This window comes from Sporomusa sp. KB1 (genome assembly GCF_007830295.1).
Lineage (GTDB): Bacteria > Bacillota > Negativicutes > Sporomusales > Sporomusaceae > Sporomusa.
Window position 1 is genome coordinate 1,193,648 of record NZ_VLKC01000002.1, and the last position, 11,983, is coordinate 1,205,630.

Below are 11,983 nucleotides of genomic sequence, written 5' to 3' on the forward strand. Positions count from 1 at the left end.
CTAAAATCTACGTTGCAGGAAGCCGTGGTTTAGTAGACTACGCCATCGTACGTAGGTTAAAAGATCTTGGTTATAAAAATATCTTGGAAAGAACAAGTAAAGAACTTGACCTGAGAAATCAAACGGAAGTAGAAATTTTTTTGCACTGAACGTCCGGAATATGTCTTTTTAGTTGCTGCATAGATAAGTTGACTATGTACAATTCGAAAACTTTTCAATAATGACATAGGAATAGGGAGAGGTGAATTATGGAGAAATCATCAGTAAATGAGTGTATTTCGACCAGTTTATCGGATAATCAAGCATATCCTCAAGTATGCATCACTGCAAGCCATGATTATAAGTTTTTCAATAATTTTAGAAGACACCCCAGCTATACGCAAATTTTAGAGCATGTTACAAAAGAACAAGGTAGTGCTTATCTCCAAATATTATCTAACGATCCAGATATCTTCGCGGAAATGAATATTTTTAAACTGAATGACAATTATGGTAATCCTGAAATGTATGAATATCCGGATATTGGACTGATTTCACCTACTACTCTTCGGTATATTAAAGTTCTTGTAGATATCAAAAAATATTTTCATACAGCGGATAATCTGAATATCTGCGAAATAGGCGTCGGGTATGGTGGGCAGTGTCGGATTATAGATGCTTACTATAAACCCTCAACATATTGCTTAGTTGACTTACAGCCAGTTCTTGCGCTTACCCAAAGATATTTGGATAATTTCATTCTTAATTCAATGATAAGTTATAAGACTATGAACGAACTAGATATTAAATTTTATGATCTAGTGTTAAGTAACTATGCCTTTACGGAATTGCCCCGATCGGTACAGGATATCTATTTAAGAAAAGTTATTTTAAATTCAAAGAGAGGTTACATAACCTATAACGAAATTACACCAAAAGAATATAATTCTTACAAAGCAGATGAATTGCTTGCCATGATTCCTGGTTCTAAAGCCTTCAATGAAGAACCACTCACCTACCCAAAGAACTGCTTAATCGTATGGGGAGCGAATGCGTAAAGAACGGATAATGTTTGGACAATAAGTTTTCGTTTGTCAACTATGGACTTACTAAAAAAACCTGTTTTTCAGTAATTTTTTACAAATAGATCTTTTTTCAAGGTGGCTTTAAAAAACTATTTGGTTAACCCTCATTAAGGTGGGTTACTAACAATTATTACTTTTGCAGCTTTTGGTTAAATAGGATGATAAACCATGAATAAGAAGGGAGAAGATAACTCTGGAGAGAAGAGTTTCCTCGCCCCCTTTGCAAGTAAGCCCTAACGAGAAAGCTTGAAACTAAATGATCATCACCCCGCAGCATCAACATGGTGCCCGGGGTGATTTTTGTGCAGGATCGATGTTGCAAACACGTCGCAGCGTAAGCGTCAATTAAACCGACACATATACAAACAGACTTCCCTATGAGAAAATCATTCAAGAGAATCGAATGGAGATCGTTAGATTGTTTTGGAATTCTCAAGCTGCCTGCCGATCTACACAAGCGGAACAGTCCGGTCCGGAATGCGGCTCGAACCTGCATATCATGGGCAAAGAAGCAAAATGAGTAAAGCAAACAACTGCGTCAAACCCTTACAGCCTTGTGCGTAAAGCGGGAATATCGAATGATTTCTACTGATATTCAAAACCGTCTGGGTTATTTTTATGCCAGCGCCAAGCAGTCGCAATTATTTTTTTTATATCGGTATATTCGGGCTGCCACCCTAAATCCTGGCGTATTTTATCAGAACTGGCAACCAGCCTAGCCGGATCACCAACCCGACGAGGCGCTATCTCTTTGGGTAACGTAAGTCCAGTTAACGTTTCCGCCGCTGCAATGACTTCTTTGACACTAAAACCGTTTCCATTGCCAAGATTGTAGACATCAGAACCATGACCATTTGCCAAAGCGTTAAGTGCCAATATATGGGCTTGACCTAAATCATTCACATGGATATAGTCCCGTACACAGGTTCCATCTTTAGTCGGATAATCATCGCCAAAAATTTTGAGACACTGTGTTTTTCCTAAACAAGCTTTCAGTACGAGCGGTATCAGATGCGTTTCGGGACAATGGTCTTCCCCAATATCACCTGCACCCTCAGCACCACAGGCATTGAAATAGCGAAGGGCAATATAGTTAAGGCCGTAACTCCGTGAATACTCAGCCATTACATTTTCCATAATTAGCTTTGTCCGCCCATAAACATTTGTCGGACTTTTCATCATAGATTCGGTTATAGGTGAGTTTTCCGGCTCTCCGTACACAGCCGCAGTAGAAGAAAATACTAATTGCTTAATCCCATTTTCCAGCATAACATCCAAAAGATTCAGCGTTCCGACTACATTATTATGATAATATTCTTTCGGCTTAACCATTGACACGCCAACTAAACTATAAGCAGCAAAGTGAACAACTGAAGTAATATGATAGCGCTTAATGGTATCCGCCAAGCGCTCACTGTCAAATATATCGCCTTCAACAAATAGGCTTCTTTTCACCGCTGCCTTGTGACCTGTCACTAAATTGTCATAAACAACTACCTTATGACCCAATTTTTCTAAAAGCCGCACAGTATGGGAGCCAATATAGCCCGCTCCACCTGTTACCAAAATACTCATATACGGTCCTCCAAACTAATTATGGTACACTCTCGAAAAGCCGAGAGACTTTATAGTTCAAGGCGTTATGCCTTGGACTTTTTGCTTTTTTCCTCCACCAAGTCCCAAGCTTAAAAGTTGGGACTTGATTTTTCAAAACACCCCCATGCAATGACGATCTCGTCGGCAAGACTGTGGTATCCGGCATAGCCATCCGTATGAAGGTAACCGCTGACTCCTTTCAAAAACTCTATGGGACGCTTTGCCTTGTGATCCGATTGGTAGTCATAAAGAATAATAGGCATACTGGTAAATGATAATCACCCCGCAGCATCAACATGGTGCCCGGGGTGATTTTTGTGCAGACGTCCCACCTTATTTATTGCATGCCTTTATCCGGTGTTATTCTTATAATATCATCAATTACTTCTACATTGAGATCAGTCCTGATACTCTTAATATGCTGCACAAATTCATCTAGTTGTGGATAATCATCCTTGCCTAAAAAGAGGCGAGCATCATCAATTAGTATAACGTGCTGTTTTACAGGATGTGCAAAAATGGCTTCAATTTCCTGGATAATGGGAGTTTGAATATCTCCACAAGCAGTAACTCCGGCAGAATAATGACCATCTAGCCAAAACAAACATGGCTTATTAATAAAATCAAGAACTATTGGTAAAACTTTGCTGGAATCCCCTTTAATAATTGAAACATGTTCCAAACTCTCAAACATTTTCTTTGCTCTTTCATACAGATCCTGACCTAGTTCAATTGAAATTATTCTACTAAAATGATTTCTAACTGACCAAACAGTTCCACCAAAATATGTTCCAGTTTCAATCAGAGTATTTAGGTGAAATCTTTCTCCATACGACTTAATTGTTTGATGTTTATATAAATCGGGAGGAGGAACAGGTTTGCCTGATTCTATCCATCGTGCTAATGAACCAAGTACATTTTGTTTAAACTCCAAAAGGTATTGCTCATTAAACTCACCCAATAAGTCAGTAACTTCATTAAAAAGATCTTTCATATATTGATCCGCTCTCCTTTTACTCCGTAACATGATTTCAAAACCAGCCTAGCGCTCGCGGCATAGATTGTTGTCTGTATAACCGTACGATTATCTTTCGGGTTCATGATGCTATAAAAGACCCGTTATCTTCACAATTATTTTGTACCGGAACCTTGATCCACTTATCAGGCAATACATCCTGAGTATTAAGGTGTTCGCCTGCAAACCAGCGGTCTGGCGCAATTACGAGTTTTTGTGGATTATTGTTAAGCCAAGCTCCCCACCAACTATACGTACTGTTAGCTATTACATTATGCTGACACTGACTCATTAACCATAAATCTTCGTGACAACCTAGCTCTCCTTTGTGTTCTAGCACATAAGAATTTGGAAAAACCGTAAATTCACGTTTACACCAGGCAACATCATCAGAAAAAATATAATATCGAGCAGAGGGAAATACGTTGTCAAGATACCGCCTGACATTTTCATAATAGCCCATAGGCAAAATACCAAGCTTATCGTATATTGCATAGTCTGTACGACGTACATGAATGGCTATTGACAAATATTTCTTTATGTCCATTGCAATATTCAAACTTTCTGCAGATAAACTAGGCAGCTTTGGCGACAACTCTTCCCGAATCACACTGGCAAAATCCTGAAAATACTTTTCAGTCTGCCAAAACCCGCCCTGCAAAAACACGCCATCACGTAAGGAAAAAACATTTTGGTCAAAATTATGTTGACGTTCAAAATAAGCTGGAATACCAGGGATACCCAGCCGCTGTTCTATTTCTTTATCCTCTTCTAAATTAATGATATTCGCTTGTATATTCAATACGTCCAGTTCATACCGCCTGCCTGGAGATATAGAGTAGCTGCTAATGTCTAAGAAAAGCTGCTTGCCTGTCCGTAACGCCAAAGCACGTCCGCAGGCATACTGGAACATTTGATTTCCCAGACCACCCAATAATTGTACCACTATCATTAAATCCCCACCTCTCAGCAATTATTGCATATCACTCCTTAATCACTATTTTCTAGCTATTGGGATGGCCACATAGCATTTCTTTAGCTTCCGTTTAGTCAAAAGTTTATATTTATTGCGGAACATGGTCAATTGCACTCGGACTAATAAGTGTAGTTAGGTTCGTGCTTCAGTAATATCTAATTTTTATGTGATATGGGGCTTGACAATGCCGCATGAAGTGTTTGGCAAATTTTCACCCATTGGAAATTGTCCCGTGCGAATTGCTGAATGACCGGGCAAATTGCCTGCATCTTGTTCTCGTCGTTACTAGTCTTAATCAAAAGCTCCGCCAGTTGTTGACTATCACCTACCGGGAAGATTTCACCATACTTCCCGTTCCCAGTAATATCCCTGGCCGAAGCAAGGTTTGAGGAAATAATAAAACAGCCATGTATGGCAGCTTCCGGGAAGACCAACGGGAATCCTTCCCAGCGAGATGTCAAACAGAAAATTTTTGCTTTTCTATACTCCGCATTTATATAAGACCTATCAGCAGTCTCACCTAGAATAATAACTTTATCCTTCAATTCAGGACTTTCCAGAAAATAATTAGACATTACCTGCTGAAATTCAGGCGATATCGGTCCGAGCAACTTCAGTTTCCAGTTTGGCATATGGGTGTGAGCCAAATTAAAGGCCGTTAATAGAACTTCATTGAACTTTTGCTGTGTTCCAATTCTGCCAACTGTCAGAATGGTATTTTCTTTTTCTTGATAGTCTATTAGGCACTTAGGACACGCGTAGACTCCATTCGTTATATATTCGACGCTGATCGGCCACTTTTCATTAAGACATTCACATACCTCCAAGGTTTCAGCACTCACAACATGACATTTTGTTAACGAACTCTTAACCCAATTCCAAAATCCTTGGTCAGCACCTTTTATATCTTCAGTTGTATCTAACTTTAAATACACCTTGCCGTTAGGATTTAGTTCTTTATAAATGCGAATCCAGTCAAAAGTTCTTTGTGACAAATGAAACAAGTGCAAAACATCAATATTCCGCGCATTATGCGTTAAGTAGTCAATACCATCTTTTGTATCATTATCGGTACGGTTTAAATATTCCAGCTTTAACCCCTTTACCTCATTATCAAGATACAGATAGGGGCCATTTTGATAAGTTACAATAGAAGCATCATAATTATAATTCTTATACATAGTGTATGGTATCATTCCTACGTCTTTAATCAGATGAACGTAACCTGTTTCTGGAAAGAGGGTAACAAATCTCGTCTTCTTCTGAGTATCCTCCAAAACCATTTACCAATCCCTCCAAGAGTTCTTTTATTTTCAGTAACACTATCAGATTTTATCTCTTATATAATATGAATCTATTTATCAAAAAGTGCTCCCTTTACTCACTCTTCAAACAAACTTGCGCACTAAATCTGAACTAAGCTGAAAACACAATTTACATAGCTGCTAGAGTAGTGTAAGAAAAAACACACAACCTTCTGCAATTCTACTCCACAATAATTGTGTACTTTGATGTTACCATTTTACAAAATATCGTTAACTACAAGTCTTAGCCTTAAAGCCGGATTACATTGGAGCGCCAAGTTCGAGCAAGAATAATTTCGACTCCGTTTCCTAATCGAACTGTCAAAGATACATCTAGGCAAGCCGTCTTCGGAATCATTGAAAAAAGTCGGCTCGCAGTCTTCACAGATTTATAAAAGCTGAATAACATAAATAAGAGCGACACAGTAAGCCAGCTTGAAAACAACTCCGCCAAGTAATAAGTAAGCCACGCTCAGCAAGCGTGGCTAAATCTCAACTATCAGAAAAAATAATGTTGAGGACTTTTTTGTTCTTGGCAGTTACACGGAATATAATAAAAAACTTTGGAAATTTGCAAATACGAGCTTTCAAGAGCAATCACATGCGACCCTTAAAGATAATTTAGAAATTGCTATGCAGGTCTGTTGAATTTAAGACTTTTATATAAAAACTTCAACTTGGGGGGATACCGCCGTGCTGGGTGAGAAGTATAAACATTGGATATTGAATAATGAACCTACTATGGCCGAGCTGGAACAACAGAAAAAACATACCTTCCTTTATGAACCGGTAGTCAGCCTTATTGTGCCGACTTTTAATACATTAGGGCCGTTTTTATGTGAGCTGATTGAATCCGTGCTGCAGCAAACTTATCAGAGATGGGAATTATGTATTGCTGCTGACAGTAATGAGCAGCAATATCATATGGAAGAAATCATTAGTCAATATGTGCATGACCCTAGAATTAAATATAAGATACTTGGAAAAAACAAAAACCTTTCCGTGAATATCAATACCGGGCTACATTGGACGCAAGGGGATTATATTGGGGTATTGGAACACGCTGATCTATTAGCACCGTTTGCTTTGTATGAGGTTGTTAAGGCGATAAATGAATATCAGAAACCTGATTTTCTTTATTCGGATACGGATAAGATCGAGAATGTGAATAAAAGGCGGTTTGCGCCATTTTTTAAACCAGATTTCGCACCGGATATGTTAAGAAGCTACAATTATATTGGTCATTTTAGTGTCTTTAAACAAACGCTTATCGACCGAATCGGTGGTTTTTGTTCCGGGTTTGACAGCAGCCAGCACTACGACTTAATTCTGAGAGCAACTGAAAACGCAAATCGTGTGGTGCATATCCCCAAAATATTATACCATCAGCGCTCCCTTGAAAATTCAGCAGCGGTCGACGTCAGCGCTAACATGCATACAGTTGAAGCTGGCAAAAAGGCGCTATTAGAGCATTTGCAGCGAATAGGGTTAAAAGGCAGTATTGATTTTAGTAACTATTCAGGCAGCTATACGATCAACTATGAACTCAACAGTAGCAAGAAAATATCGATCATTATTCCTAATAAAGATCATGTTACGGATTTGGATCGCTGTCTAAAATCAATTTATAGTAAAACAACCTATGATAACTATGAGGTAATTATTGTAGAGAACAATAGTATCGATGAACAGACATTTAACTATTATAAGTCGTTAAAAAAATATCCCAACCTTACGGTCGTCGAATGGAAAGAAAAAGGCTTTAATTTTGCTGCTATTGTTAATTATGGCGTCTTATTTGCCGAAGGTGAATATGTATTACTATTAAACAACGATGTAGAAGTTATTACTTCCACATGGTTAGAGAAAATGGTAATGTATTTACAGCGTGATGATGTCGGCATCGTTGGCGCAAAACTGTATTATCCTGATGGTACCATCCAACATGCAGGCGTATACATTGATAAGACAATTGCTGCCGGTCATATCTCGTACAAATTGCTCCAAGATCACCAGGAGTTTTTTAATAGAGCAAATCTGGTCCAAAATGTTAGTGCCGTAACGGGAGCTTGCTTGATGATCAAAAAGGATTTATATCATGCAGCAGCGGGTCTTGATGCGGCTTCATTTACCATTGATTATAACGATGTTGATTTATGTATGAAGATAAGGAAACTTGGTAAATTGGTGGTATTTACTCCAATGGCAGCACTTTATCATCATGAGTCAAAATCACGCATAAATGATGCTGATAACCTGAACAGAAAACGTGCAACCCGTGAACAGCATAATTTTCTGATTAAATGGGCGAGAGAGCTGGAAAAAGACGATCCGTATTATAACAATGCTGCGATAAATTTTGAAGATATACCAAAGGAAGGCCATAAAAGTATTGAAATTAAGCCGAATAACAGTCCGCTCGTAACCCACTTACTCAAACACAAAGAAGGTAGAATGATTTTCTATACTAATCTAGGAAAAACGATCCTGGAGAATAACACCCGTCAAAATTCAGCGTTAGGAAGCAAAACAATAGCAGAACAGAAAAGCGCTCCCGATATAAACAGTATTAAATCCGATTTTCGAATAGCTCGCAAGAAAGAATTGGAAGCCTTTTTATCTGCGAAACAGCAGCTGAATTTTAGTATACCTGTCTCACCTAAAATAACCATATTACTCGTCTTATGGAATCAGGCCGAGTTGACCCTTACTTGTTTGGAAGCTCTTCAGCGTCAGGATAAAGGCGACTTTGAAGTGCTGATTGTCGATAATGCTTCCTCAGACGCGACAACACAGCTATTATCTCTGCTTAATGGTGTTCGCGTCATTACCAACAAGGAAAATATAGGTTTTTTAAAAGCAGTCAATAGGGCGATAGACCAAGCTCACGGCCAATATTTACTACTATTAAACAATGATGCGATTGTCCGACCCGGCAGCATCCAGCAGGCAATTACCAGAATGGAATCTACTCCTGGTATTGGTGCTGTTGGCGGCAGAGTCATCCTCCCCGACGGATTGCTGCAGGAAGCAGGATCGATAATTTGGCAGGATGGCACATGCCTGGGTTACCAGCGTGGAGAATTGCCTGATACTAATGAAGCCATGTTTGTAAGAGATGTAGATTACTGTACCGGTGCTTTTTTACTGACGCCGACAGAATTATTTCGTCAAATGGGTGGCTTCGATGTTCGCTATGCCCCTGCTTATTATGAAGAAACTGACTACTGTGTGCGTTTATGGAAACGTAGGCTTAGAGTTGTGTACGATCCGGCCGTAGTTATCGATCATTTTGAATATGGAAGCACTACGATCAGTGAGCAAGCCTTGCATCAAATGCAAGTAAATAGATTTAAACTTCTTAGCACTCATTATGATTTCTTGACTACGCGTCATAACTATGCTGCTAAAAACATATTGTACGCCCGGATGAACAATAATTATAAGGGACGCGTGTTATTTATTGATGATCGTGTTCCTTTGAGAAATTTAGGAGCCGGCTATCCAAGAGCCAGAAGCATCTTACAGACAATTACCGCCAATGGCTGGTTTATTACTTTTTATCCATTTTACGAACCGAACCTGGTAGATGATTGGCAAGATATTTATAATGCTATACCTGATACGATTGAGGTTATGCGGGGATATGGCGCAAATAAATTGGAGCACTTCCTGACAGAGCGCGCTGGTTATTATGATGTTTTATTTATTAGCCGGCCACCAAACATGCTAAGAGTAAAGGAATTATATGACAAAAGGCCTGCTTTGTTTTCCGGACTAAAAATAATCTATGATGCTGAAGCAATTTGGGCAATTAGGGATATTCAAAATTCTAAAATTCAAAAAAAATTACTCTCGGAAAAGGAAGCAGCCAGGCGTATTGACACTGAAGTGGCATTAGCCAAGGTAGCGGACACCGTTCTCGCTGTCTCTAAGCAGGAAGCACAGTATTTTAAGAATGCCGGGCATAATGATGTGCATGTTTTAGGTCATGCATTAGCCGCTAACCCAACGAGTAAGAAATTTGAAGAAAGAGAAAATATATTGTTTGTAGGACAACTGGAGGATGACGGCTCGCCTAATGTTGATTCTGTGATGTGGTTTACTAACAAAGTGCTACCATTAATCAATGCAGGCTGTCAAGAGCGGATTAAGTTATATGTAATTGGTAAAAACGGAGCAAACACGCTCCAAAAGATAAATTCTTCGGATGTAGTTCTGTTAGGCGCGGTTGATGATCTTACAGAGTGGTATAATAATTGCCGGATTTTTGTTGCGCCGACGAGATTTGCAGCAGGCATCCCCCTCAAGGTACTTGAGGCGTGTGCTCATGGAATTCCTACTGTGTTAACACCTATTTTAGGAAAGCAGTTGAATTGGCGACATGAGCAAGAAGCTCTGGTTGGGGAAACGGCAACAAAGTTTGCCGAACAATGCCAGCGTTTATATAATGATAAAAAGCTTTGGCAACGCATTGGAGGAAACAGTATAAACAGGATTGTCACAGATTATGGTATTAGCGCCTTTGCCAATACTCTTGACAAAGTCCTAAATAGCTAGATGGATGAATCCAGACTGTAGCAAAATTTATGATAAGAGAATAGGGGTTATCAAAAGCCCGATGAAATTGTATGGAAGGCCTTGGTCACTGGAAGCTATCACTCTACAGTGACCATTATTTTTAGTCGTTTTTATTGGACAAGACTAAGGCTACGTTTGATCTATATCAACTAATCCAATAGGAAAACTGCACAATTGACGACCGAATAAAAAAGAACCCTAAATGGAATAAATGTACCACTTCCATTTGGGTTCCAGCAAAGTAACGGAAACGTCGCCTTTTTATCTGCATTAATAACCCGCACATACGACAGACATAATATTAACAACCGACTGAAATTTTGATTCAATATCCAGATTGGAACCAAATCTGACTACAAATTCAGATACTTTACTTTCTTGTATGAACCGAAATATTTCTTTGAACCACTCAAAAAGACTCCGAAACATAACATAATCCTCGGAATTTCAGATTCCAGCGTCCATTTGCGGTCAATAAAGGTTATGAACGACATACTCAATGTCGTTCAAGTTGCCATCTCCTTTTCAAATTACAACAAGGTCGTAAATGTCTGCATACGTAGATTTTCGTTTCCTTTGCTAACACCGCCCAAGCCCAGCGGTTCATCCATTTGCTGAAAGACATACGCTAAATTATAGGTCCATTATTCAGTTGCCTTATCTTTAAATCTTTGCCATACTCGTTCAAAAATACCTGGCGATAGTTATGATAATCATTCCTTACAATTGTAAGCCCGCAATCGTGAATACACCATGGCGTACACTGCCGGGGAACGATTACCTTATATCCAGCTCGTATAAATTCTAAACTTTGTGATAGATCGTAAAAATGCCAGCCGGTGAAAATATCCTCGCGCCACGGTATATCGTATTGGGTTATCATTATCAGACCATCTACACATTGCACTTGTTCAAATTCCGCTTCAACGTTGCGAAATGATAATAAACTCAACATCCCTGTGTGGCTATCATATACTTTGCCAAAGTTATAGCGTGATTCCCACCAGATTCCATTTGACGGAATTTGGGAGCTACCGGCAACTCCAATCATCCCTACTTTTGTATCACTAAAAATATGCAGAAAATCTTGAATAAAAGATTTATTAATTATGGATACATCTTGATGCAGATAGACCTTATATTTAGCATCATTATGCCGGATCGCTTTATTATAGCCACTTGTCATTGATTCCGCTTCTTTTATGGAAAAACTATCGATACTATAGCCTGCTGGTACATCAAGGTTACTAATATAAGAAAGGCTTTTTTGATAGATATCGTCATTATTAACGCATGTTATGAAACAAATTTTACTTACGCTCATGGTTACCTCCAATAATCACTGCCAAAAATCCCCCTATTGTATACCTCATGGTGAAGCTTCTTAAACGCTGTGAGTTAAACACCATTTGTTTAGGATACTTTAGCAAAGTATTGCTAGAGCCCT

The 11,983-nt window shown here is 39.0% G+C and carries 8 protein-coding genes and 1 pseudogene; 3 read left to right on the plus strand and 6 right to left on the minus strand.

The features are described from left to right. Positions 1–5: 5 nt before the first annotated feature. Both SALPA_RS33195 and SALPA_RS09295 read left to right on the plus strand, forming a co-directional pair. A pseudogene (locus SALPA_RS33195) lies at positions 6–180 on the plus strand (NAD-dependent epimerase/dehydratase family protein); the annotation flags it as partial. 68 nt (positions 181–248) lie between these two features. Continuing rightward, positions 249–1,037 (plus strand): putative sugar O-methyltransferase, encoded by a 789-nt coding sequence (locus SALPA_RS09295; RefSeq protein ID WP_145092701.1) that lies wholly within the window; start codon positions 249–251, stop codon positions 1,035–1,037. 612 nt (positions 1,038–1,649) lie between these two features. Here the strand turns inward: SALPA_RS09295 and galE are convergent. From galE to SALPA_RS09320, 5 genes are all read right to left on the minus strand, one after another. Next, positions 1,650–2,639, minus strand: a complete 990-nt coding sequence (galE, locus tag SALPA_RS09300; RefSeq protein WP_145092704.1) for a UDP-glucose 4-epimerase GalE — start codon at positions 2,637–2,639, stop codon at positions 1,650–1,652. 110 nt (positions 2,640–2,749) lie between these two features. Further along, complete coding sequence (locus SALPA_RS33200; RefSeq protein ID WP_145092707.1) at positions 2,750–2,923, minus strand: transposase; 174 nt, start codon at positions 2,921–2,923, stop codon at positions 2,750–2,752. A 74-nt stretch (positions 2,924–2,997) separates the two neighbouring features. Then, positions 2,998–3,654, minus strand: a complete 657-nt coding sequence (locus SALPA_RS09310; RefSeq protein ID WP_145092710.1) for a hypothetical protein — start codon at positions 3,652–3,654, stop codon at positions 2,998–3,000. Between the two features lie 103 nt (positions 3,655–3,757). Further along, the gene (locus SALPA_RS09315) at positions 3,758–4,627 is read right to left on the minus strand and encodes an alpha-1,2-fucosyltransferase (RefSeq protein ID WP_145092712.1); all 870 of its coding nucleotides are present in this window, start codon (positions 4,625–4,627) and stop codon (positions 3,758–3,760) included. 179 nt (positions 4,628–4,806) lie between these two features. Continuing rightward, a complete protein-coding gene (locus SALPA_RS09320; RefSeq protein ID WP_145092715.1) occupies positions 4,807–5,934 on the minus strand; it encodes a glycosyltransferase in 1,128 nt (375 codons plus the stop codon). A gap of 714 nt (positions 5,935–6,648) precedes the next feature. Here SALPA_RS09320 and SALPA_RS09325 point away from each other — a divergent pair. After that, entirely contained in the window at positions 6,649–10,515 is a 3,867-nt protein-coding gene (locus SALPA_RS09325) for a glycosyltransferase (protein WP_145092718.1), read from the plus strand. 649 nt (positions 10,516–11,164) lie between these two features. Here the strand turns inward: SALPA_RS09325 and SALPA_RS09330 are convergent. Continuing rightward, entirely contained in the window at positions 11,165–11,860 is a 696-nt protein-coding gene (locus SALPA_RS09330) for a glycosyltransferase family protein (RefSeq protein WP_145092721.1), read from the minus strand. Between the last annotated feature and the right edge of the window lie 123 nt (positions 11,861–11,983).

Bases quoted from the DNA above. Each gene is read 5' to 3' on its own strand.
- SALPA_RS09295 (WP_145092701.1), top strand. From the start codon at position 249: ATGGAGAAATCATCAGTAAATGAGTGTATTTCGACCAGTTTATCGGAT.
- galE (WP_145092704.1), bottom strand. From the start codon at position 2,639: ATGAGTATTTTGGTAACAGGTGGAGCGGGCTATATTGGCTCCCATACT.
- SALPA_RS33200 (WP_145092707.1), bottom strand. From the start codon at position 2,923: ATGCCTATTATTCTTTATGACTACCAATCGGATCACAAGGCAAAGCGT.
- SALPA_RS09310 (WP_145092710.1), bottom strand. From the start codon at position 3,654: ATGAAAGATCTTTTTAATGAAGTTACTGACTTATTGGGTGAGTTTAAT.
- SALPA_RS09315 (WP_145092712.1), bottom strand. From the start codon at position 4,627: ATGATAGTGGTACAATTATTGGGTGGTCTGGGAAATCAAATGTTCCAG.
- SALPA_RS09320 (WP_145092715.1), bottom strand. From the start codon at position 5,934: ATGGTTTTGGAGGATACTCAGAAGAAGACGAGATTTGTTACCCTCTTT.
- SALPA_RS09330 (WP_145092721.1), bottom strand. From the start codon at position 11,860: ATGAGCGTAAGTAAAATTTGTTTCATAACATGCGTTAATAATGACGAT.